Origin of the sequence: Escherichia sp. MOD1-EC6300 (assembly GCF_002965045.1) — a bacterium.
In the GTDB taxonomy this organism is placed as follows: Bacteria; Pseudomonadota; Gammaproteobacteria; order Enterobacterales; family Enterobacteriaceae; genus Escherichia; species Escherichia coli_F.
In genome coordinates this window covers 227,446-250,181 of record NZ_PTRH01000002.1, presented here as the reverse complement: position 1 = coordinate 250,181, position 22,736 = coordinate 227,446, and the positions used below count along the sequence as shown (strand labels likewise).

General features: G+C 49.6%; 18 protein-coding genes. 6 read left to right on the top strand and 12 right to left on the bottom strand.

The genetic code is table 11. The features are described 5' to 3' along the window. A complete protein-coding gene (locus BGE37_RS03905) occupies positions 1 to 1,353 on the bottom strand; it encodes an L-serine ammonia-lyase (protein ID WP_000443201.1) in 1,353 nt (450 codons plus the stop codon). A 210-nt stretch (positions 1,354 to 1,563) separates the two neighbouring features. On the opposite strand from BGE37_RS03905, the gene serB reads away from it, so the two are divergent. Together serB and BGE37_RS03895 are read left to right on the top strand one after the other, a co-directional pair. Continuing rightward, positions 1,564 to 2,451 carry a phosphoserine phosphatase SerB gene (gene serB / locus BGE37_RS03900; RefSeq protein ID WP_105287794.1) on the top strand — a complete coding sequence of 296 codons (888 nt, stop codon included), beginning with the start codon at positions 1,564 to 1,566 and terminating at the stop codon, positions 2,449 to 2,451. 32 nt (positions 2,452 to 2,483) lie between these two features. Further along, positions 2,484 to 3,806, top strand: coding sequence for an MFS transporter (locus BGE37_RS03895; RefSeq protein WP_000053687.1), 1,323 nt, complete (start codon positions 2,484 to 2,486; stop codon positions 3,804 to 3,806). A gap of 58 nt (positions 3,807 to 3,864) precedes the next feature. Here the strand turns inward: BGE37_RS03895 and cirA are convergent, their stop codons facing one another. The 3 genes from cirA to yieE all read right to left on the bottom strand — a co-directional run bounded on the left by cirA (position 3,865) and on the right by yieE (position 8,692). Next, complete coding sequence (gene cirA / locus BGE37_RS03890) at positions 3,865 to 5,844, bottom strand: catecholate siderophore receptor CirA (protein ID WP_088541311.1); 1,980 nt, start codon at positions 5,842 to 5,844, stop codon at positions 3,865 to 3,867. A gap of 292 nt (positions 5,845 to 6,136) precedes the next feature. Further along, positions 6,137 to 7,606: a lysine-specific permease gene (lysP, locus tag BGE37_RS03880; protein ID WP_000253276.1), complete on the bottom strand. Its 1,470-nt coding sequence runs from the start codon at positions 7,604 to 7,606 to the stop codon at positions 6,137 to 6,139. Positions 7,607 to 7,810: 204 nt separating this feature from the next. Then, on the bottom strand, positions 7,811 to 8,692 hold the full coding sequence (yieE, locus tag BGE37_RS03870; RefSeq protein WP_000548286.1) for a DNA-binding transcriptional regulator YeiE: 882 nt from the start codon (positions 8,690 to 8,692) through the stop codon (positions 7,811 to 7,813). A gap of 98 nt (positions 8,693 to 8,790) precedes the next feature. Between yieE and BGE37_RS03865 the strand changes: the two genes are divergently transcribed. The 3 genes from BGE37_RS03865 to BGE37_RS03855 all read left to right on the top strand — a co-directional run bounded on the left by BGE37_RS03865 (position 8,791) and on the right by BGE37_RS03855 (position 11,862). Continuing rightward, the gene (locus BGE37_RS03865) at positions 8,791 to 9,840 is read left to right on the top strand and encodes a YeiH family protein (protein ID WP_105287793.1); all 1,050 of its coding nucleotides are present in this window, start codon (positions 8,791 to 8,793) and stop codon (positions 9,838 to 9,840) included. Positions 9,841 to 9,913: 73 nt separating this feature from the next. Then, positions 9,914 to 10,771, top strand: coding sequence for a deoxyribonuclease IV (gene nfo / locus BGE37_RS03860; RefSeq protein ID WP_000873880.1), 858 nt, complete (start codon positions 9,914 to 9,916; stop codon positions 10,769 to 10,771). A 2-nt stretch (positions 10,772 to 10,773) separates the two neighbouring features. Then, entirely contained in the window at positions 10,774 to 11,862 is a 1,089-nt protein-coding gene (locus tag BGE37_RS03855) for a sugar kinase (RefSeq protein ID WP_001064991.1), read from the top strand. A 55-nt stretch (positions 11,863 to 11,917) separates the two neighbouring features. On the opposite strand, the gene BGE37_RS03850 is transcribed toward BGE37_RS03855, so the two are convergent. Next, on the bottom strand, positions 11,918 to 13,168 hold the full coding sequence (locus tag BGE37_RS03850) for a NupC/NupG family nucleoside CNT transporter (protein WP_105276866.1): 1,251 nt from the start codon (positions 13,166 to 13,168) through the stop codon (positions 11,918 to 11,920). 99 nt (positions 13,169 to 13,267) lie between these two features. After that, complete coding sequence (gene rihB / locus BGE37_RS03845) at positions 13,268 to 14,209, bottom strand: ribosylpyrimidine nucleosidase (RefSeq protein WP_105276865.1); 942 nt, start codon at positions 14,207 to 14,209, stop codon at positions 13,268 to 13,270. Between the two features lie 129 nt (positions 14,210 to 14,338). Between rihB and BGE37_RS03840 the strand changes: the two genes are divergently transcribed. After that, positions 14,339 to 15,037: a transcriptional regulator YeiL gene (locus tag BGE37_RS03840; protein WP_000658614.1), complete on the top strand. Its 699-nt coding sequence runs from the start codon at positions 14,339 to 14,341 to the stop codon at positions 15,035 to 15,037. 68 nt (positions 15,038 to 15,105) lie between these two features. Here BGE37_RS03840 and BGE37_RS03835 read toward each other — a convergent pair whose 3' ends face one another. The 6 genes from BGE37_RS03835 to fruB form a co-directional block, all read right to left on the bottom strand. Next, positions 15,106 to 16,356: a NupC/NupG family nucleoside CNT transporter gene (locus BGE37_RS03835; protein ID WP_000353870.1), complete on the bottom strand. Its 1,251-nt coding sequence runs from the start codon at positions 16,354 to 16,356 to the stop codon at positions 15,106 to 15,108. A gap of 93 nt (positions 16,357 to 16,449) precedes the next feature. Beyond that, on the bottom strand, positions 16,450 to 17,388 hold the full coding sequence (gene psuG, locus BGE37_RS03830) for a pseudouridine-5'-phosphate glycosidase (protein ID WP_105287792.1): 939 nt from the start codon (positions 17,386 to 17,388) through the stop codon (positions 16,450 to 16,452). Beyond that, the gene (locus BGE37_RS03825; RefSeq protein ID WP_032171598.1) at positions 17,376 to 18,317 is read right to left on the bottom strand and encodes a pseudouridine kinase; all 942 of its coding nucleotides are present in this window, start codon (positions 18,315 to 18,317) and stop codon (positions 17,376 to 17,378) included. The genes psuG and BGE37_RS03825 overlap by 13 nt, the downstream gene beginning before the upstream one ends. A gap of 423 nt (positions 18,318 to 18,740) precedes the next feature. After that, on the bottom strand, positions 18,741 to 20,432 hold the full coding sequence (gene fruA, locus BGE37_RS03820) for a PTS fructose transporter subunit IIBC (RefSeq protein ID WP_032184619.1): 1,692 nt from the start codon (positions 20,430 to 20,432) through the stop codon (positions 18,741 to 18,743). A 16-nt stretch (positions 20,433 to 20,448) separates the two neighbouring features. Beyond that, complete coding sequence (gene fruK, locus BGE37_RS03815) at positions 20,449 to 21,387, bottom strand: 1-phosphofructokinase (protein ID WP_000091263.1); 939 nt, start codon at positions 21,385 to 21,387, stop codon at positions 20,449 to 20,451. Then, complete coding sequence (gene fruB, locus BGE37_RS03810) at positions 21,387 to 22,517, bottom strand: fused PTS fructose transporter subunit IIA/HPr protein (protein ID WP_000487253.1); 1,131 nt, start codon at positions 22,515 to 22,517, stop codon at positions 21,387 to 21,389. The genes fruK and fruB overlap by 1 nt, the downstream gene beginning before the upstream one ends. Between the last annotated feature and the right edge of the window lie 219 nt (positions 22,518 to 22,736).

Sequence of the window (22,736 nt, the reverse complement as noted above, 5' to 3'; positions counted from 1 at the left end):
TTACGCATCCTTTTTTCTTGGCTGCAATTTGCTCAGACAGCCATGATAAGTTTCACGGTATTTAGCGCTCATATCCTTTCCGGTTTCATACATCGCGGAAATTATCTCATCCAGCGTAATGCACGGCTCGCTTATGCGACTCAACGCCATCGTCGTTGCGTTGATAGCTTTCACAGCTGAAATAGCATTTCGTTCAATACAAGGAATTTGTACCTGCCCGCCAACTGGATCACAGGTCAAACCTAAATGATGCTCCATCGCAATTTCTGCCGCGCTAAGTACCTGAGCCACTGACCCGCCCATAAGTTCTGCTAATCCTGCTGCCGCCATTGAACTGGCAACACCTATTTCCCCCTGACATCCAACTTCAGAACCCAGAATAGAGGCATTTTTTTTGAACAGAATGGCGATGGCACCAGCGGTCAGTAAAAAGCGGGTAACGGAGTATGTATCAAGCTCGTGAATGAATTTATCATACCAGCACAGTACAGCCGGGATAATACCGCTCGCGCCGTTGGTGGGTGCTGTCACGACACGTCCACCCGCAGCATTTTCTTCGCTCACCGCAATGGCAAAAGTATTGACCCAATTGAGCGTAGTCAGGAAGTCATTGGAAAACCCCTTTGACTGCAACGATTTATATAAAGCACAGGCACGACGGTTAACCTGAAACGGACCTGGAAGTAATCCTTCTGTATGCATCCCGCGATAAACCGCATCCTTCATTACTTCCCATTTTTTATGAAGATCGTCATGCAAAAAAGCTGCTGTCTGGCAGTGCAGTTCGTTTTTCATCATTAATGCCGCGACAGATAATCCGTTTTGCTGACAAAGTTTTAATAATTCGTTTGCGTTCTGGAATTCAAAAGGATGTGGAGTGACTGATGGAGGAATAATCGCCTCTCCTGCTTTTAGCACTTGACCGTCGCCGATAGAAAACCAGGTTTCTTCATAAAGTGTAAACCAGTCATCTCTGGCACGAAATGTCATCGCATAAGGGTGCCCCGGATGCGCTTGTAGATTAGAAAGAATGGATACACTGACGTTGACACCAGGCATAACTTCCAGCGTCGCCTCAGTTTCTGCACGCCTGATGGCGGACATTTCCATGCGAATGTCAACGCTGTCAGGTAAGTGTCCTTGCAAACCGAGATAAATCGCCACATCAACATTATGGCACTTGCGGCTTAATGACAGCGCACCATAAAGTTCGACATCAATTTTCCGCAACAAAGGTAACATTTCTTGCTGTTTCAATTGTGACACAAAATTATAAGCCGCACGCATTGGCCCGACTGTGCGGGAACTGGATGGACCAATAACTATCTTGAATATATCTATGCAGCTTTCCATATTTGTAAATGATTCCTTCAACGTTGAAAAATAGTTATTCTTTATATCCTGGTAAAGATATCAAAAATGGTACTTTTAGTATCTTATTATTTCAAAGTATCAAAAAAAGTACTTTTTTATCTTTTATTTAACATTCACAACTGTGATTGTCAGATACATCAGCCTCTATGAAATCTTATTATAATCATTGCAGATAAAAAGGAGCGGTAAATGACGATTATTTATTTCTTGTCGCCAACAGGCATCGACATCACCCAAAAATGTCTGGAAGATTATCTGCAACATTTAAAGATTTCCCCCTCGGTGTTTTCGCTAACAACGAATTACAGTGGGCAAATAAATAAAGAGTATCTAAAGCTAGTATTACCAGATGATGTTACCAACCCTGCTTTTTATGCTGGTTTACGTCACCGTGCTGATAATCATCAGTTTGATTTTTTCCGTAAACCCAAGGTCTTACCGGATCAGGGAATTATTGCCTTTGATATGGATTCCACCTTTGTTGAAGAAGAAGGTGTCGATGAAATAGCCCGTAGACTCGGCATCTCTGAAAAAATCACCGCACTGACCCGTGAAGCGATGGAAGGGAAAATCGATTTTGATGCCAGTTTTACCCGGCGAATTGCCATGCTTAAAGGAACGCATAAAGATATATTGCATAAAGTTTGTGAACAGATGACTCTTTCACCAGGTCTTGAAACTATTCTTCCCATACTAAAAGAAAAAGGATTCAAGACGGCAATTATATCTGGAGGTTTGGATATTTTTACTGAGCGATTGAAGGAAAAATATCAACTTGATTTTGCATTTTCTAACTCTGTGCGCATTAAGGAAGATCTGTTAACTGATACAATTACCTTACCTATTATGAATGCAGAAAAGAAAAAGCAAACCCTGATAAATTTAGCGACAGAGTTAGCTATCTGCCGTGAAAACATCATTGCCTGTGGAGATGGTGCCAATGATATTCCTATGCTTTTGCATGCCGGAAATGGCGTGGCATGGAAAGCAAAACCTAAAACCCGGGAAAAAATTGCTGACCAGATTAATTTTAATGGTTTCGAGTCGCTTCTCTTTTTTATAGAAGAAAAATTATAGCGCCATAAGGTTCACAGAAAAGGAAACTCACAATGAGTTTGAAAAAATTTATTTTCAGCCAGGCCGACCAACCGGTGGTCAAACCAAAAGAAGAAGTTGATCATACTTATAAAAAATTTCGCATTGAAATCATCACCTCTGTATTTATCTCTTATGCCGTATTTTACTTAACCCGCAAGAATTTCTCTGCGGCCATGCCAGCGATGTTAACGGATACGTCATTAACCGCACAAGATTTCGCTATCATGTCGTCGGTCTTTTACATTCTTTATGGCTCCATGAAGTTTGTAGGTGGCATGTTAGTCGATAAAATTAACCCAAGAGCGATGACTGGCCCCGTACTTATTGGCGTCGGTATTGTTAACATTCTTTTCGGTTTTTCAGACAGCGTTGCTGCGTTCTATATCCTGTATAGCCTTAATGCTATTCTCCAGGGTACCAGTTTTCCGCCAATGGCAAAAATTATGGCCTCGTGGTTCTCGAAAAATGAACGCGGACGCTGGTGGGCAGTTGTTGAAGCTGCGCATAATATTGGCGGTAGTCTTGCGCCTCTCCTGACAAGCTTTGCTATTGCTTTTAGTGGCAGCTGGAAGATGGGCTTTTATGTTCCGGGTGTAATCTCACTGATTATGGGGATTGTTGCCTTGTTTACGATAAAAGATCGTCCCGGCACGCTCGGTTTGCCTAACGTCGGTAAGTGGCGCAACGACCCGACAGAACTTGCACAAGTTAAAGCAAGTCCGGTTGATCTCAGTTTTTGGCAAATATTCGTTAAATATATTCTTACCAACCCATTAGTTTGGCTCATTATCCTCGGGGATATGTCGGTCTATATTGCACGCACCATCCTCAATGACTGGCCACAAATTTATTATTCTCAGGTTCATAACTGGAGCCTGATTAAAGCGAACTCCATTATATCCTGGTTTGAAGCAGGTGGACTTGCTGGGGGATTACTGGCGGGGTACTTGTCCGATTTCATGTTTAAAAGTAACCGCTGGATGACAGGATTAATCTTTGCCATCGCTTTATGTATTTGCATCGTTCTCGTACCGCTGGTGCAGGACGTCTCCTACACATTAACGGCTATTCTGTTTACAATCATGGGGTTTGCATTGTATGGACCGCATATGTTATTCGCTGTCGGGTGTCTTGATGTTACGCATAAAGATGCGGCAGGTTCCATTACTGGATTCAGGGGCTTGTTTAGTTATTTAGGCGCGGCAATGGCAGGGCTTCCAGTTATTATGGTGAAAAACAGTTGGGAATGGTCAGGAGTGTATATTTACGCAGTCATTACCATTTTGCTGACAACATTTTCACTGGCCTTACTGGCAAAATTTCATCGGTTATAAAGCCAGAAGCGAATTTCTGGGATTATGCCCGGCGGGATCCACGCCGGGCATCTTCGCATCAGAAGCGATAATCCACTGCCATAAAGTAACGACGTCCGTCTTCGTTATAGCTGTAGTCGTCACGACTGAGATCCTTGTCGCCAAGGTTCAGCACACCCGCACGCAGTTTGACGTCTTTGGTCACCTGCCAGGCCGCGCCGGTATTCCAGATGGTATAACCGCCCGGAGTTTTAGCCGTCGCGCTGTCGGCGCGTTTCTGCCCGGTATAGTGACCAGAAACATAGAATGACCAGTCTTCCAGCGCCAGCGGTTTCCAGTCCAGCGTACCGTTAGCGGTATGGAACGGCAGATCGGACAACGGTTTGTTTTCGCCGTTGCTGACATCACGACCATCGTTGTAGGTGTAGTTGATCGACAGTTTCCATTCATCGTTGAACGGAATTTTCAGTTCGGTTTCCACGCCCTGAATACGTGCTTTGTTAACGTTGTAGTAGCTGAATACTGGCACACCGTCCGCTGTAAAACCGACAAAGTTTTGGTAGCCCGGAGCAGCATTGACGTCAGACGTACGGCTGATGCTGATACGATCTTTTACATCGTTGCGGAAAACGGTCACGCTGGATTCAACCCCTTCCAGCCAGCCTTCTTCACCCATGTAGTAAAGCCCCAGCTCCCAACTTTCGCTGGTTTCAGGTTTCAGATCCGGGCTACCCACAATCTTGCATGCGCCACGGCAGGAATTGCTCGTCCAGTCAGGGCTAAGTTGCAACAGAGAAGGCGCTTTAAATGCCGTCGCCCAGCCCCCTTTCACCGTTACGGTGTCGGTGGCGTTATAAACCAGGTAGGCACGAGGACTCCAGTGTTCACCGTAGGTTTCGTGATCGTCCATACGCACGCCGGTCGTCAGCGCCAGCGGCTCGAAGATCCGCCATTCATCTTCCACAAACAGCGCGTACTGGCTGGCAGACGTTTTGGAGCTTGTTCCTCCGGTCAGGTTTACTGCATCGCTAAGTTTGTCGTGACGCCATTCACCGCCAACCGTAACAAACTGATTAATCGCCGTCAGTGGCAACGTGTATTTACCATCGACCGTATTGCTTTCGGAAGTAATCGGGCTGCTGTTGCCAGGGTTTTTGTTTTCGACTTTCTCACCGTAGTATTTCAGTTCGCTGGTGCCGTAATCCCAACGCCCATTATGGCTGACGGAGTAGTTCTGACGTTCCAGGCGGTTTTTGTCCAGCGAGTCGGAATCACGATCCTGACGGTCAAAACCGTATCCGGCAGTAAAATCGTGATTTTGATTCGGCGTCCAGGCAAATTCCACATTGCCGTCGCGGCTGGAGAATCCTTCAATACGCGGCGTTTCTCCGGTATCGGTGGTAGTTGAGTTTTGCGGGTTATCCTTTTCACGTTTTGCCAGGCTGCCGTAAGCTTTCATTCCCAGCACACCGTCAATTAATGGCCCGCTGGTAAAGAACTGACCGTTATAGGTATCACCGCGATCGCGATGTTCCTGAATGGTGGTATCGACAGTAACGGTACCCGACCATTTCTGACCGATTTTTTTGGTGATGATATTCACGACACCGCCGAGCGCATCGGAACCGTACAGCGACGACATCGGGCCACGGACCACTTCAATACGTTCGATGGAATCGACAGGGATCCAGTTCAGATCGAAATCATTATGGCGGAAAACGGCATTGCGGGAGTTAACGCGTTTACCATCGACAAGAATCAGGGTGTAACTGCTGTCCAGACCACGAATACTAACGCCCTTACGGTTATCCCCTTCGTTCGTCAGTTGTACGCCAGGCACTTCTTTGAGGACATCCTTCAGATTCTGTACCGGTTTTCGCTGCAGGTCTTCCTGGGTAATGACGCTGATACTGGCGGGTGCATCTTTCAGGTTTTGTTCAACGGAAGATGCGGTGACAACCATCGTTTCGCCATCATCATCGACCGCTAACACAGGCCATGCACAAGAAATAGCGGACAAACACAGCCCGACCCGTACGAAGGGGTTAAACCTAAACATTCCATATCTCCATGAGGTAACTACGAAAATAAAATGGGTTATCGCTCACATCTTCTTCACGTCCCCTTGCGTACGGCAGCATCGCGGTGGACTTATTTGTATGCAGGTGATCATCCCAGAAAGCCGGAACAGCCCCTGATTTGTCAGCCTTTTTTGATTTCGGCGTAACGATAATGCAAACGATAACAATTATCAATCCAAATGTTAAAATTTATATCCGCATGATTTGTCAGGGAAATAGAATTGAAAAAGCCCTCTCGGTTGAGAGGGCTTAGCAAGGAAGGGAGGAAACTTATTTCTTATCGTTCTGCGGGAACTTCATTTCGCTGTAGCGTACGAAGTGAGTTCCTTTAATCAGCTTGTATCCGAACCAGATAATCAGGAACAGCGGGATACCAATATATGTTGCCGCTACGCCGCCCCAGTCAATGGTGTCTTTCAGGAACGCTTCGTAGTTCTGGCCCAAAGTAATAATCAGACACAGAATGAATGCGAAGATCGGCCCCAGTGGGAAGAAGCCTGAACGGTACGGCAGATCGTTAATGTCGTGTCCCTGCAATACGTAACCGCGACGGAAGCGGTAGTGGCTAATCGCAATCCCCAGCCAGGCAATAAAGCCTGTCATACCAGAGGTGTTCAGCAACCACAGGTATACCGTCTGGTTACCAAACATCGAGGTCAGGAAGCACAGACCGGCAATCACCGTCGTCGCATACAGCGCGTTACGCGGCACGCCACCACGCGACAATTTAGCGAAAATGCGCGGCGCTTTACCGTCACACGCCAGGGTGTACAACATACGAGTAGACGCATACATACCGGAGTTACCCGCTGACAGCACCGCCGTCAGAATAACAGCGTTCATCACCGCCGCCGCAGAGAGCAGACCCGCGTGTTGGAATACCAGGGTGAACGGACTGACGCTGATGTCTTTCACATCATTACGCAGCAGGCTCGGATCGGTGTACGGAATAATCAGGCTGATGATCAGGATCGCGAATACATAGAACAACAGGATTCGCCAGAACACCTGACGTACCGCGCGTGGAATGTTTTTCGCCGGATCTTCGGACTCGCCTGCAGCAATACCGATCAGCTCGGTACCCTGGAAAGAGAAGCCGACAATCATTGCCACGCCGATCATTGCCGCAAAACCACCAGCAAACGGTGCTTCGCCGATTGTCCAGTTGCTCCAGCCCGCAGGCTGTGCGCCTTTGAAGATACCGATAATCATCAGCACGCCGACAACAATAAAGACAATAACCGTCGTAACCTTGATCAGTGAGAACCAGTATTCTGCTTCACCAAAGCCACGGACCGAAATGTAGTTCAGCAGGAAGATAACGCCGAGGAACAGCGCACTCCAGATCCAACCGGGTGTATCCGGGAACCACCAGCTCATAACCAGCTGCGCAGCAACCAGGTCAACGGCGATAGTCACCGCCCAGTTGTACCAGTAGTTCCAGCCCAGCGCGAAGCCAAAGCCTTCTTCAACATAGTTCTGACCGTAAGTGGCAAACGAACCGGAAACCGGCATGTAAGCAGCCAGTTCGCCGAGACTGGTCATCAGGAAGTAAACCATCAGGCCAATCAGCATATACGAGAGCAATGCCCCGCCCGGACCTGCCTGAGAAATCGTTGCGCCAGAGGCAACAAAAAGACCTGTACCGATGGAACCGCCAATGGCAATCATCGTCAGGTGACGCGCCTTTAATTCACGGCGTAAGCCCGGCGCTTCTGTGGTTTTAGTTTCGGAAACCATACAAAAATGCTATCCATCTTAAAAATGAGGCGCGATTGTAGCAGACGATTGGCAATCCTTCCGGCAGAAATACACGGTTATAAGACACCTTCATGATCGCCCCGGGATTATAAGTAAAGCAGCCAATCTCTTTTCTGGCGAATGCATGCTGCGGGCGCTGCGTCACGAAATCGACACAGCACCAGCATGTTCTTGTACAGCAACTTAACGCGGTACATTCGCGGGATCGCAATAGTCCAGAAAGCGCCGAAGCGCGTTGGAAAGGTGTTTTTGCCGATGATGGATACGCCACAACGTGCGCATCAAGCGCGGCAGAGGGACCGCAACTTCACTTAACGTGCCTGCCTGCAATTGATCTTCAATGACCCGTCGCGACAGGCAACTAATTCCCAATCCATGACGCACCGCATGTTTGATTGCCTCGGAGTTACCTAACTCCATCGCCATCTCAAACTTCGGTAAATGTGACAGCAACAGATAATCGACAATCTCCCGCGTGCCGGAACCGCGTTCACGCAGGATCCACGGCGCAGCGGCCAGCTGCTCTAAGGTGACCGGACCACGAGCCAACGGCGAAGTCGGCGCGGCGAAAACCACCAGCTCGTCTTCCAGCCACGGTTCAGAGATGATTTCAGTGCTGTGGCACGGTCCTTCAATAAAGCCAATATCAACGCGGAAATCCAGCACCGCTTGCATCACGTCCTGGCTGTTCCCAACGCTAAGTTCAATCGGCAACTGCGGATAATCATGGCGATAACGGGCAATGACTGCAGGCAGAATGTAGTTACCGATAGTACTACTGGCATAGATACGAATCGCGCCGTTGTCTTCGCGAAACAGTTGTTCGATTTCAATCGCCTGTTCAAGCAGTGCCAACGCACGCGGATAGAGCAGCCGCCCGTGTTCATTAACAACCAGTCTTTTCCCCACGCGATCAAACAGTTGCACGCCAAGCTGCCCTTCCAGGTCAGTCAAGGCTGCGCTCACTGCTGATTGCGACAACGCCAGCATCACCGACGCCTGGGTGGTTGATCCACTTTTCAATACTTCTGCAAAAACTTCCAACTGCCGGAGGGTGATGTGCATAGTCGCTTACCACTTATAAAGATTAATTATAAATATATAATCAATTTTATTTTTAAACCAGTTAGTCGTAACCTTATGCCCGGTTAAAGGAGAGGGTTATGACGAATATCACCTTACAGAAACAACATCGTACACTGTGGCATTTTATTCCGGGGTTAGCCCTGAGTGCAGTTATCACCGGGGTCGCCCTGTGGGGTGGTTCCATTCCCGCGGTTGCGGGTGCCGGGTTTAGTGCCCTCACCCTCGCAATCTTGTTGGGGATGGTTTTAGGCAACACCATCTATCCGCACATCTGGAAAAGCTGTGACGGTGGCGTGCTGTTTGCCAAGCAATATTTATTACGTCTGGGTATCATTCTTTATGGCTTCCGTCTGACGTTCTCGCAAATTGCCGATGTCGGTATCAGTGGGATCATCATTGACGTGCTGACGCTGTCCAGTACCTTCCTGCTGGCTTGTTTCCTGGGGCAGAAAGTGTTTGGTCTGGATAAGCACACCAGCTGGTTGATCGGTGCCGGTAGCAGTATCTGTGGTGCTGCCGCGGTACTGGCGACTGAGCCGGTAGTGAAAGCGGAAGCCAGTAAAGTAACCGTGGCTGTTGCAACCGTTGTTATCTTCGGGACCGTCGCGATTTTCCTCTACCCGGCGATATATCCGCTGATGTCTCAATGGTTTAGTCCGGAAACTTTCGGTATCTACATTGGTTCTACTGTGCACGAAGTGGCGCAGGTGGTGGCGGCAGGTCATGCCATCAGCCCGGATGCAGAAAACGCAGCAGTTATTTCCAAAATGCTGCGCGTGATGATGCTGGCTCCGTTCCTCATCCTGCTGGCGGCGCGTGTTAAACAGCTGTCTGGGGCTAACAGCGGCGAGAAAAGCAAAATCACTATTCCGTGGTTTGCCATCTTGTTCATCGTAGTTGCCATCTTTAACTCGTTCCACCTGTTACCGCAGAGCGTAGTGAATATGCTGGTAACGCTGGATACCTTCCTGCTGGCAATGGCGATGGCGGCGCTGGGTCTGACCACTCACGTCAGCGCGCTGAAAAAAGCCGGGGCGAAACCTCTGCTGATGGCTCTGGTACTGTTTGCCTGGCTGATTGTTGGTGGTGCTGCGATTAACTATGTGATTCAAAGCGTCATCGCATAAACCACTACATCTTGCTCCTGTTAACCCGCTATCATTACCGTTTTCCTCCAGCGGGTTTAACAGGAGTCCTCGCATGAAATACATTGGAGCGCACGTTAGTGCTGCTGGCGGTCTGGCAAATGCCGCAATTCGCGCCGCCGAAATCGACGCAACCGCGTTTGCCTTGTTCACCAAAAACCAACGTCAGTGGCGTGCCGCACCGCTCACGACGCAAACCATCGATGAATTCAAAGCTGCCTGTGAAAAATATCACTACACATCGGCGCAAATTCTTCCCCACGACAGTTATCTGATTAATCTCGGACATCCGGTCGCTGAAGCTCTGGAAAAATCGCGCGATGCGTTTATAGATGAAATGCAGCGTTGCGAACAGCTGGGGCTTTCTTTGCTCAACTTCCACCCTGGCAGCCATCTGATGCAGATTTCAGAAGAGGATTGCCTTGCGCGTATTGCCGAATCCATCAACATTGCGCTGGATAAAACTCAAGGTGTGACAGCGGTGATTGAAAATACCGCCGGTCAGGGCAGCAACTTAGGGTTTAAATTCGAACATCTCGCGGCGATTATCGACGGCGTGGAAGATAAATCCCGCGTCGGCGTCTGCATTGATACCTGCCATGCTTTCGCTGCCGGGTATGATTTGCGTACTCCAGCCGAATGCGAGAAAACGTTCGCGGATTTTGCCCGTATTGTCGGCTTTAAGTATCTGCGCGGGATGCACCTAAACGATGCGAAAAGCACCTTTGGCAGCCGCGTTGACCGCCATCATAGCCTCGGTGAAGGCAATATCGGTCATGATGCGTTCCGCTGGATCATGCAGGACGACCGTTTCGACGGAATTCCGCTGATCCTTGAAACCATCAACCCGGATATCTGGGCAGAAGAGATCGCCTGGCTGAAAGCGCAACAAACTGAAAAAGCGGTAGCCTGAAGATGAATAACCGGGAGAAGGAGATCCTTGCAATATTAAGGCGTAACCCGCTGATTCAGCAGAACGAAATTGCGGATATGCTGCAAATCAGCCGTTCGCGTGTTGCAGCGCATATTATGGATTTAATGCGCAAAGGTCGGATTAAAGGCAAAGGTTACATTCTCACCGAGCAGGAATACTGCGTAGTGGTGGGGACAATCAATATGGATATTCGCGGGATGGCGGATATCCGTTACCCGCAAGCGGCTTCTCATCCCGGTACAATTCATTGCTCGGCAGGCGGCGTTGGACGCAATATCGCCCACAATCTGGCGCTGTTAGGCCGCGACGTCCATTTGCTTTCAGTGATTGGCGATGACTTTTATGGCGAAATGCTCCTGGAAGAAACGCGCCGCGCCGGCGTGAATGTCTCCGGCTGCGTTCGTTTACATGGTCAAAGCACATCGACGTATCTGGCAATTGCCAATCGAGACGATCAAACCGTGCTGGCGATTAACGATACCCATCTGCTGGATCAGTTGACACCGCAACTACTGAACGGGTCGCGCGATTTACTTCGTCATGCGGGCGTGGTACTGGCTGATTGCAACCTGACAGCCGAGGCGCTGGAGTGGGTCTTTACCCTCGCTGATGAAATCCCGGTGTTTGTCGATACCGTTTCAGAATTCAAAGCGGGCAAAATCAAACACTGGCTGGCGCATATTCACACTCTGAAACCCACTTTGCCGGAGCTGGAAATTTTATGGGGCCAGCCGATAACCCGCGATGCTGATCGTAATGCCGCAGTGAATGCGTTGCATCAGCAAGGCGTTCAGCAACTGTTTGTTTATTTGCCCGATGAGTCTGTTTATTGCAGCCAAAAGGATGGCGAACAATTTTTGCTGACTGCGCCAGCGCATACGACGGTAGACAGTTTTGGTGCTGACGATGGTTTTATGGCGGGCCTGGTGTATAGCTTTCTGGAAGGAAGCAGTTTCCGTGATAGTGCCCGTTTTGCGATGGCCTGCGCGGCAATTTCACGCGCCAGCGGCAGCTTAAACAACCCTACCCTGTCTGCCGATAACGCGCTTTCATTAGTGCCGATGGTGTAACAATCTTGCCGGATTCGACGCTTGACCGCGTCTTATCCGGCTCATAACTCGCGCACTACGCTAAGCCAATAAAGAATCCTGCAATGGTGGCACTCATCAGGTTAGAAAGTGTCGCCGCCGCCAGCGCGCGTAAACCAAGCTGGGCGATTTCCGGCGCACGGTGTGGCGCAACCGCAGAAAATGCGCCAACCACCACCCCGATAGAACCAAAGTTAGCGAAACCGCACAACGCGAAGGAAATAATCGCCACGGTTTTAGCATCCAGAGTGCCAGCTGTTTGCAGATAAGGTGAGAAATTGAGGTAAGCGACAAATTCATTAATCGCCAGTTTCTGTCCAATCAAACTCCCGGCAAGATTCGCATCACTCCAGTCAACCCCCATCACCCACGCCAGTGGAGCCAACAGGTAACCTAAAATGGACTCCAGCGAGGCATGTTCAAAACCAAACCAGCCGCCAACGCCGCCGATAATACCGTTAATCAACGCAATTATTGCAACAAATGCCATCACCACTGTCGCCACACCTGCGGCGATTTTCAGCCCGGTCATTGCCCCTGTAGCGGCGGCTTCAATAATGCTTTTTGGCGGTGTTTCGGTGAAAGAGAGGTTATTAAAGGAAACCTGAGAAGATTCGGTAGCCGGGCTTAACAGGCGGGCAAACAAGATCCCGCCGGGGATCGCCATTAACGATGCCGCCAGCAAATACTCCACTGGTACGCCCAGCGCGGCGTAACCAATCATCGTAGAACCGGCAATTGAGGCCATGCCGCTGCAAATAGCCGTAAACAGCTCATTGCGATTCAGACGATCGATAAAAGGTTTCACGATCGCCGGAATTTCGTTTTGCCCGAGGAAAATGGTAGTGACCGCGACGAATGACTCGATCTTGCTGATATTCAATGCTTTCTGGAATATACCGCCGAGAATGCGAATTAAGATCCCCATCACACCGATGTAGTAGAGAATACTCACCAGTGCAGTGACGAAGATAATTGCCGGTAATACCCTGAAACCAAAGATAAATCCTGCGCCATCAAATAAGGTGTCCATTTTCGGTCCGACCAGAGAACCGAAGATAAAAGCGCTACCTGCATCGCTGTACGCCATCACTTTATGCACGCCAAAAGCGACTTTTTCTGCGACCCAACACCCTGGCGGTAACCAAAGCATAATGCCGCCAATCACGACCTGTAACACTAACGCCGCGCCAACGGTACGCAGGCTGATCTTCTTCTTGTTTACTGACAGCAAAAACGCAATTGCCAGCAGTACCACCATTCCCAGAACACTTCTCATGACATCCATAGTTATTATCTCTTCATGTCATTTTGGGCGACGGCTTTCTGCCCATCAGAAATAGCCAGGCTTGCATCCAGCGATACCGGCCCGGCTTGATATCACCACTTAGTGGGTTTTGATGTAGCCGCGCACGCACTCTTCGACTAATCCCCAGAACCAGTCGGTATCAATAGTGATGCCGACTTTGGTATTGGCGGGCTTGCCAAGAACGCCCAGCTCGTCGCAGACGGTACGCCCGTAACAAGGGCCACTGTTAACGTCCACGTCGACGTACATATCCTGGGTTTTTATGCCATCAGGGTTAATCAGATAGCCGATACAGGTGGCGTCGTGCACCGGGCCGCCAGCCAGACCGTAGTTTTCGAACTGGGTTTTCAGAGTGAAGTTCATGATGTCGCTGAACAACTCTCCGGCAGGGCCGCCTGCTCTTTCCATCCGTGCAATCACGTCCGGAGTGCAAACGGTCTGGTTGGTGAGATCGAGGCCCATCATCACTAATGGAACGCCGGAGGTGAACACCACGCGTGCGGCTTCCGGGTCAGCAAAAATGTTGAACTCGGCAGATGGGGTGAAGTTGCCAGTACCGTAAGCGCCGCCCATCAGTACAATTTCACGGATTTTCGGCAGGATTGCGGGCTGCATACGCATTGCCACCGCGATATTTGAAAGCGGACCAACCGGCACCAGAGTGATATCGCCATCGCTTGCCATCAGGGTATCGATGATATATTTCACCGCATGGGTGTTTTCTGCCTGACGAGTCAGCGGTTCGAATACCGGGCCATCCAGCCCGGTTTCACCGTGAATATTATCGGCAACGATTTGTTGACGCATAATAGGTTGCGGCATCCCCGCATAAACCGGAACATTAATCTCCAGTTTCTGGCAAACATTCAGGCCATTAATTAATGTTTTATCGAGGGTTTGATTCCCCGCCACAATAGTGATACCTAATAAATCAATCGCCGGATGTTTCGCGGCCATCATTATGGCAATAGCATCATCATGACCCGGATCACAATCCAGAATAATTTTTCTCTTTTCCATTGTTTATTTCCTCTGTTTCCAGTTGCGTTATTTTTTCTACAGCAAAGAAAATTCGACCGGGCCGATGATTGAATCTTAACAACAGCGTACGTATGCTAAATATGAGAAATCTCATAGCGGATAAACATCGTGAAAGAAATCCACAATAATGATCTTAAGCAGCAATTGATGAGTGAGTCCGCGTATAAGGATTGCTTTTCAACGGATGTTTCAGCCGATACACGGCTGTTTCATTTTTTAGCGCGTGACTACATTGTGCAGGAAGGGCAACAGCCGTCATGGCTGTTTTACCTGACGCGAGGCCGCGCCAGGCTTTACGCCACGCTTGCAAATGGTCGCGTGTCGCTGATCGATTTCTTTGCCGCCCCCTGTTTTATTGGTGAGATTGAGTTAATCGATAAAGACCATGAACCACGTGCGGTGCAGGCGATTGAAGAGTGTTGGTGCCTTGCACTCCCCATGAAACATTACCGTCCGCTGTTATTAAACGACACGCTATTTTTACGAAAACTCTGCGTTACTTTAAGCCATAAAAATTATCGCAATATTGTTTCTTTAACTCAGAATCAATCATTTCCGTTAGTGAATCGCCTGGCAGCTTTTATATTACTCTCGCAGGAAGGTGATCTTTATCACGAAAAGCATACGCAAGCGGCAGAGTATTTGGGCGTTTCTTATCGACATCTTTTATATGTTCTCGCGCAATTCATTCATGACGGTTTATTAATTAAAAGCAAGAAAGGGTATCTGATTAAAAACAGAAAGCAGTTGTTAGGGCTGGCGCTGGAGATGGATCCGGAGAATAAATTCTCCGGGATGATGCAGTAAAAAATAATCTGGAATAGCGCGATTGCCGGATGCAACGCTTAATAAGCGCGTACATCCGGTAATGAAACTCAAGCTAAACCAATAAAGAACCCGGCAATGGTCGCGCTCATCAGGTTGGAAAGCGTTGCTGCTGCCAACGCCCGTAACCCAAGCTGAGCGATTTCCGGCGCGCGTTTTGGCGAAATAGCCGAAAACGCCCCAACGACAACACCGATAGAACCAAAGTTAGCAAAACCACAAAGCGCAAAGGAGATAATCGCAATGGTTTTCACTTCCAGCGTGCCGCCCGTTTGCAGGTATGGGGAGAAACTCAGGTAAGCGACGAATTCGTTAATCGCCAGTTTCTGCCCAATCAGGCTACCCGCAAGGTTGGCATCACTCCAGTCCACGCCCATGATCCACGCCAGCGGTGCCAGCACATAGCCAAAAATACTTTCCAGAGAGGCATTGGAAAAACCAAACCAGCCACCAATTCCGCCGATAATGCCGTTGATCAGCGCAATAATTGCCACAAACGCCATTACCACCGTCGCCACACCAGCGGCGATTTTCAACCCGGTCATCGCACCGCTCGCCGCCGCTTCGATAAAGCTTTTTGGCGGCGTTTCGCTGAACGACAGATTTTCAAATGTCACCTGCGAAGGCTCGGTGGCTGGGCTAAGAATACGTGCAAACAAAATACCACCAGGGATCGCCATCAGCGATGCCGCTAACAGGTAGTCAATTGGTACGCCCATTCCGGCATAACCAATCATCATCGAACCGGCAATGGACGCCATCCCGCTACAAATTGCCGTAAATAGCTCGTTGCGATTCATGCGATCGATAAACGGTTTAACGATCGCCGGGATCTCATTTTGCCCGAGGAAAATAGTGGTAACCGCAACAAAAGATTCGATTTTGCTGATGTTGAGGGCTTTCTGAAAAATACTGCCAAGAATGCGGATTAGCAGCCCCATCACGCCAATGTAGTACAGCAGGCTGATGAGCGCTGTGACGAAAATAATTGCCGGAAGTACGCGAAAGGCGAAGATAAAGCCTGCGCCATCAAACAGGACATCCATTTTCGGCCCGACCAGCGAACCAAAAATAAAGGCACTTCCGGCGTCACTGTAAGACATCACTTTATGTACGCCTAATGCCGCCTGCTCTACCGCCCATTTTCCCGGTGGGAAGTAGAGCATAATGCCACCAATAGCGATTTGCAGCAGCAATGCAGCTCCGACCGTGCGTACGCTGATACGCTTTTTATTCACTGACAATAAGAATGCAATTGCCAGCAATACCACCATACCCACCAAACTTCTCATTATATCCATAATGATTTTCCTTTCATGCCAGTAAACCCGGCGCAAGCGCCAGGTTTCGGTATGTATGATCAGTACGGGCGACGGCTTTCTGCCCGTCAGAAATTAACCCGCGAGACGCTGGTATTCTTTGGCAATTTCGCTCGCCAGAATGGCGTTGTTGAACACCAGTTGGATGTTGGATTTCAGGCTGTCACCGCCAGTCAGTTCAGCAACACGAGCCAGCAGGAACGGTGTACTTTCTTTACCAATAACGCCCTGCTCTTCGGCTTCGGCGACGGCTTGATCTATGGCTGCATTGATAGATTCCTCCGGCATCGCAAACTGTTCCGGGATCGGATTCGCCACTACCAGGCCGCCGTTCAAACCGGTTTGCCATTTCACTGCCATTGCACGAGCGATTTCCGTGGCACTATCAAGGCGAATACTGACTTCAAATGGGCTGGTACGGCAGAAAAACGCAGGCAGCGCTTTTGTCTGATAGCCAATTAACGGTACACCGAAGGTTTCTAAATATTCTGTTGTTAATCCTAAATCGAGAATAGATTTTGCACCGGCACAAACAACGGTGACATTAGTATTTGCCAGTTCCTGTAAATCGGCAGAAATATCGAATGTATGTTCCGCACCGCGATGCACACCACCAATCCCCCCCGTTGCAAATACTTTAATTCCTGCCAGTGCCGCGATAATCATCGTTGAAGCAACGGTGGTCGCGCCATTTTTTCCTGCGGCAACGACAAAAGGTAAATCACGGCGACTGACTTTCGTCACGTTATGTCCTTCACGGCCTAACAATTCAATTTCTTCTTTGCTCAAACCTACTTTCATGACACCACCAATAATGGCGATTGTTGCAGGTACAGCACCGTGCTTACGAATTGTGTCTTCTACTTCAATTGCCGTCTCAGCATTTTGCGGGAATGGCATACCATGCGAAATAATGGTTGATTCAAGAGCAACAATCGGTTTTTTATTTTTTAAAGCGTCCTGCACTTCCGGGGAAATTTGTAATAATTCAGGGGAAATTTTTAATTCAGACATTCTGCGTTCTCCACTAACGATATAACGTTGGCAATCGATAAATCGGGGTTATTGGTGTATTCACAGGAGAGCGCCATTGACGAACATCCCTGTGCGAAACGAACAGATTCGGCAAACGGCATTCCGTCTACCCAACACGAAGCAAGTCCCGCCATCATGGCATCGCCCGCTCCGGTAACATTAATGACATTGGTTTTAATCGGCGCAGACCAACCACTTTCACCGCTGATATCACTGTAATAAACGCCGTCGCCGCCCATGCTCAATACCAGTCGGTTCAGGCCATGTTGATGGAACCAGGCGGCAACCTTTGCCACATCTTCACGCCCTGACAGCGCAATCCCACTCAGGGTTTCCGCTTCAAGGCGGTTTGGCTTGAGAGTGTGGATCAGATTTAGACGGTCGCGCACTTTGACACATTTCCACGCAGAAACAGGATCGACAAATACGGGTACGTTGGCGGCATTATCCAGAATCCATGCCAGTGCCTCTTCACTGATATTACAGTCCGCGACAATGACCTTTGCCCTCTGAATAAATTCACGGTGCTGTGCGAGATATTCAGCTGTAATAGCGTTGCTAATATTCATGTCATTTATAGCAACCAGCATTTCACCGGTATTATCGAGTAATGATAAATAGCTCGACGTATTTTCTCCCGGCACAATCAGGCATTTATCGACATAAACACCAGATTGATTGGTTTGCGTTAGCAGCGATTGACCATAAAAATCACTGCCTACGGCGCTCAGTAGCCAGGCTTTATTACCCAGCAACGCCAGGTTTTGTGCAATATTGCGCCCTACCCCACCAGGCGTAAATTTTATTTTACCTGGATTTGAATCCGCATAATTTAATGATTCATGTGAATATCCGGCGACATCAATATTCGCCGAGCCTATAATTACGACATAATCCTTTTCGCGCATAGCACGTCCTCTGGTAAAAAATTACCAACCCTGTCAATCCACAAGAATATAGATACTGCAAAGACGGTTTAAACATGTGTTCATATTTAAACATGTGCTCATAGTATGCATGTTTTACGTAAAGTAAATTGCCGCCAGAGAGGCAAAATGGGCAGATTTGAGCAGGCTCACAAAATGCGATTAAATGCCTGAATTACAAAAGTGAGGAATTTGTGACGGGATGCACAGAACAGGAACACTAAAAAAGGGCAGAAAATAATCTGCCCTTGAGGAAATAACCTTAGTGTTTGATGAACATTTCAGGTTTCTACTGAAAGATAAAACCATTTAAATTCATAAAATTACATTCACAAACTGGTCATTCCCTTTGCGCTCATCAAATGTTACAGGGCAGGAAATTTCTGCCCTGTAACACACCTTTTATTACGCTGCTTTCGCTACTGCGTCCACTTCCGGACGTTTCAGGAAGGCATAGGCCAAACCCGCCACCAGCGTACCGGCAATAATTGCTACCAGGTAACCCAGTACCGGCGTAATAGCGCCAGGGATCAGCAGAACAAACAGACCACCGTGCGGTGCCATCAGTTTCGCACCAATCGCCATTGAGATTGCGCCAGTCAGCGCCCCACCAACGATACAACACGGCAGCACACGCATCGGATCACGAGCTGCAAACGGAATTGCACCTTCCGAAATAAAGCACAGACCAAGAACCAGAGCGGCTTTGCCACCTTCCTGCTGCGCTTTGTCGAATTTGCGACGCGCCACCATTGTTGCCAGACCCATTGCCAGCGGTGGCACCATACCTGCCGCCATAATCGCCGCCATCGGGCCATAGGTTTGAGTACTCAGCAGACCCACACCGAATGCGTACGCTGCTTTATTTACCGGACCGCCCATGTCAGTACACATCATGCCACCGAGGATCGCCCCCAGCAGAACCGCATTCGCAGTCCCCATGGTCTGCAACCAGTGAGTCAACCCTTCGAGAATGCCAGCAACCGGTTTACCGATCAGGTAGATCATCGCCAGACCGACCACCAGACTGGAAATTAGCGGAATGATCAGGATCGGTTTCAGCGCCTCCATACTCTGTGGCAGTTTCAGTTGCGTACTGATTAACTTCGCAATGTAACCAGCCAGGAAGCCCGCAATAATACCCCCAATGAAGCCAGAACCGGTGCTGACCGCCAGCATACCGCCAATCAGACCCGGCGTGAGACCCGGACGATCGGCAATGGAGAAGGCAATGTAACCTGCCAGTACCGGCACCATCAGCGCAAAGGCTGAACCACCACCAATCTGCATCAGCGCCGCTGCCAACGTACCCGGCTCTTTAAACGCTTCGATACCAAAAGCAAAAGAAAGCGCGATACACAGACCACCTGCAACGACCATCGGCAGCATGTAAGAGACGCCCGTCAGCAAGTGACGGTAAGCGCCTGCCCCCTCTTTCTTACCTTCAGTGGTCGCTGTTTGAGCTTTGCCCGCCGGTTCATACGGCGTTGCTTCAGCAACCGCTTTATCCAGTTCCTGCGCGGTTTTCTTCAGCGCCAGACCGGTAGAGGTGCGATACATCGGTTTACCAGCAAATTTCGCCAGATCCACTTCGATATCTGCCGCCACAATCACCAGATCCGCTGCGGCTACTTCTTCAGGGGTGATCGCATTACCCGCGCCAACAGAACCACGGGTTTCAACTTTCACCCACCAGCCACGTTTTTTCGCTTCGGTTTCAATGGCTTCAGCCGCCATAAATGTGTGTGCTACGCCAGTCGGGCAAGCTGTCACCGCAACTACGCGTTTCGGACCGCTGGTGGCAACTGGTGCTGTCGCAGCGACCGGTGCAGTGTAAGGTTTCGCATGGCTTTTGGCTTCACTCAGGAACAGCTCAGGGTGCGCAACTGCCCGGGAAATATCGCCCAGCCAGACATTTTTACCGTTCAGCGCGCTGTCGTTCGGGATGGAATCACCGAGAACAATCGCCATTTCAGCGTCGTTCGGATTGTCGATGATTTCCAGTTTTGCTTTTCGCGCCGCCGCGCCCAGCAGGGTCTTCGCCATATAGGCGCGTGCCTGACCGAGATTAGCGTCAATAATCAGCAGCGTTTTCATTATGCCTCTCCTGCTGTCAGTTAAAAGGTTGTAAGTCGACGCGCGCCATCATTGCGGCCAACTGCGGACGATCGGTAATACCCACATTGCTTTGACTTACCGCCAGGGCTGCAACAGCTGTCGCCAGACGCAGTGTGTGTTCACTGGATTCACGCATCAGCAAGCCATAAATCAGGCCACCAACCATAGAATCCCCTGCGCCAACGGTGCTTACGACATCGACTGAAGGTGGTTTGGCGATCCATTCGCCGGAGGCATTAACCCAAAGCGCGCCTTCGGCACCCAGTGAAATAACGACATGCGCGATACCTTGTTCACGCAGCGCATGCGCAGCTTCAATCACATCTTTCATTTCAGGCAGTTTACGGCCCGCCCAGATTTCCAGCTCGCGGCGGTTAGGTTTCACCAGCCACGGTGCCGCTTTCAAACCTGCCACTAACGCTTCACGGCTACTATCAAAGATAATGCAAGGACACTGACTACGCAGGCGAGTCATCCAGTCGGTGAACGCTTCCGGGCTGACGCCTGACGGTAAGCTTCCGCTGACACAGACCATATCGAACTGACCGAGCCAGCTCAGAGAATCAGTCACAAAGCGTTCCCAGTCGGCGGGGGTAACTTCAAAACCCGAGAAGTTGAAGTCGGTCACTTCGCCGTCTTTTTCCGTCAGCTTAACGTTAATTCGGGTGCGCCCCTGTACAACCTGGAAACGGTTGGCAATGCCCAGCTCGCTGAACAGTTGCTGAAAACCATCCTGATTGTCTTTACCGAGGAAGCCGCCAACGGTGACATCAATTCCCAGGTCTTTTAATACTTTGGCCACGTTGATGCCTTTACCCGCCGCATGCAGACCGGTGGTTTTCACCAGGTTCACTTCGCCGCGTTCAATTTCCGGGCAGAAACCAACAAGGTCATAAGCCGGATTAAGGGTGATAGTAGCAACACGTCTGCTCATTATGCGCCCTCCCCAAGACCAGCAGCGATAGCGTCGCCAATGGCTTTCAGCGCCTGCTCAGCATCTGCACCCTGGGCGGTAAAGCGTAGGCGATGACCTTTCTTAACGCCAAGTGCCACAACTTTCATCAGACTACGTCCGTTTGCCGGTTTGCCGGTGCCATCAAGGTTTGTCACGGTAATATCACTGTTAAATTGTTTAATAGTATTGACCAGCATGGTACCTGGACGAGCATGCAGGCCGTGTTCATTGCGCACCACAAACTCCGCGCTTAACACGTCGTCGGTCGGCGCATCATCGCTGGTCAGCAGCGCCAGCAACGTTGCCGCATCCGCTTTCAGCAAACGGTCAGCTTTATTGTCGAGCAACAAATCAGCGAGACGCTTAAGAACCGCGACGGGCTGATCGTCATTCATCGCCACACTCACCAGCATGGCTGCCGTTTCGCCGTCCACATCAAAAGCATTTGCCGCACGGCTTACCGCAATCGCGCTACGCAAATTGCCTTCAGCGCTATCGCTCAGCCAGATGCCCTGTCCGAGGTTCAGCGGTTGTTCATTGATGGCTTTAGTGACGAAGGTGGCGTCAACTGCCCCTGCTTCTTTCAGACGCGCAGCGTTAAGCGCCTGAAGCGTCAGCAGATCGCTGGCGACAATATCCAGCGTCAGCATTTCGTTGTCGAGCTTCAGCTGCTCACTCTGCTTTTCGCCCATCAGCAATGCGCGAAGTTCTTCTGCTGTCGTTGCTGACTTCAGCTGTTCAGCAACGGAATCATCGCTCAGTACGTGGGTCAGCTGGCGTAACAGACCCAGATGTTCATCCGAGCTGGCAGCAATACCGATCGCCACGTACGCTACCTGGCCGTCACCCCAGGTGACGCCTTCAGGGAACTGAAATACCTGAACGCCGGTTTTCAGCACCTGATCGCGGGTGTCGGTAGTGCCGTGTGGAATAGCAATACCATTGCCGAGGAACGTAGAGGTTTGCTGTTCGCGCGCCAGCATGCCATTGACGTAGCCTTCAGCTACATTACCGGCCTGCACCAGCGCCGCAGCGACCTGGCGAATCGCCTCTTCTTTGTCTCCGGCCTTTTCGCCCGGATGGATGTCCTGTACGGATAACTGGAACATAGTTCTCCTCTCTTGCTGAATTGAAACGATTCAGCTTCTATGAGAAAAAAAGCGCCAACCTGGCTTAGGGTTAAAGACAAGATCGCGCTGAAACGTTTCAAGAAAGCATAATACTTCTGTTTCAGCACGCAAGGAAAGCCGTAAAGTAATGAGCAAAAGTTTGATGTGCTGCACAATTTTTTGTCATTTTTCCTAATTGCTGATGGGAAAATCCGTTAT

What these genes read in the sequence shown, in the direction of transcription:
- BGE37_RS03905 (WP_000443201.1), bottom strand. Translation starts at nt 1,353, where the DNA reads ATGGAAAGCTGCATAGATATATTCAAGATAGTTATTGGTCCATCCAGT.
- serB (WP_105287794.1), top strand. Translation starts at nt 1,564, where the DNA reads ATGACGATTATTTATTTCTTGTCGCCAACAGGCATCGACATCACCCAA.
- BGE37_RS03895 (WP_000053687.1), top strand. Translation starts at nt 2,484, where the DNA reads ATGAGTTTGAAAAAATTTATTTTCAGCCAGGCCGACCAACCGGTGGTC.
- cirA (WP_088541311.1), bottom strand. Translation starts at nt 5,844, where the DNA reads ATGTTTAGGTTTAACCCCTTCGTACGGGTCGGGCTGTGTTTGTCCGCT.
- lysP (WP_000253276.1), bottom strand. Translation starts at nt 7,606, where the DNA reads ATGGTTTCCGAAACTAAAACCACAGAAGCGCCGGGCTTACGCCGTGAA.
- yieE (WP_000548286.1), bottom strand. Translation starts at nt 8,692, where the DNA reads ATGCACATCACCCTCCGGCAGTTGGAAGTTTTTGCAGAAGTATTGAAA.
- BGE37_RS03865 (WP_105287793.1), top strand. Translation starts at nt 8,791, where the DNA reads ATGACGAATATCACCTTACAGAAACAACATCGTACACTGTGGCATTTT.
- nfo (WP_000873880.1), top strand. Translation starts at nt 9,914, where the DNA reads ATGAAATACATTGGAGCGCACGTTAGTGCTGCTGGCGGTCTGGCAAAT.
- BGE37_RS03855 (WP_001064991.1), top strand. Translation starts at nt 10,774, where the DNA reads ATGAATAACCGGGAGAAGGAGATCCTTGCAATATTAAGGCGTAACCCG.
- BGE37_RS03850 (WP_105276866.1), bottom strand. Translation starts at nt 13,168, where the DNA reads ATGGATGTCATGAGAAGTGTTCTGGGAATGGTGGTACTGCTGGCAATT.
- rihB (WP_105276865.1), bottom strand. Translation starts at nt 14,209, where the DNA reads ATGGAAAAGAGAAAAATTATTCTGGATTGTGATCCGGGTCATGATGAT.
- BGE37_RS03835 (WP_000353870.1), bottom strand. Translation starts at nt 16,356, where the DNA reads ATGGATATAATGAGAAGTTTGGTGGGTATGGTGGTATTGCTGGCAATT.
- psuG (WP_105287792.1), bottom strand. Translation starts at nt 17,388, where the DNA reads ATGTCTGAATTAAAAATTTCCCCTGAATTATTACAAATTTCCCCGGAA.
- BGE37_RS03825 (WP_032171598.1), bottom strand. Translation starts at nt 18,317, where the DNA reads ATGCGCGAAAAGGATTATGTCGTAATTATAGGCTCGGCGAATATTGAT.
- fruA (WP_032184619.1), bottom strand. Translation starts at nt 20,432, where the DNA reads ATGAAAACGCTGCTGATTATTGACGCTAATCTCGGTCAGGCACGCGCC.
- fruK (WP_000091263.1), bottom strand. Translation starts at nt 21,387, where the DNA reads ATGAGCAGACGTGTTGCTACTATCACCCTTAATCCGGCTTATGACCTT.
- fruB (WP_000487253.1), bottom strand. Translation starts at nt 22,517, where the DNA reads ATGTTCCAGTTATCCGTACAGGACATCCATCCGGGCGAAAAGGCCGGA.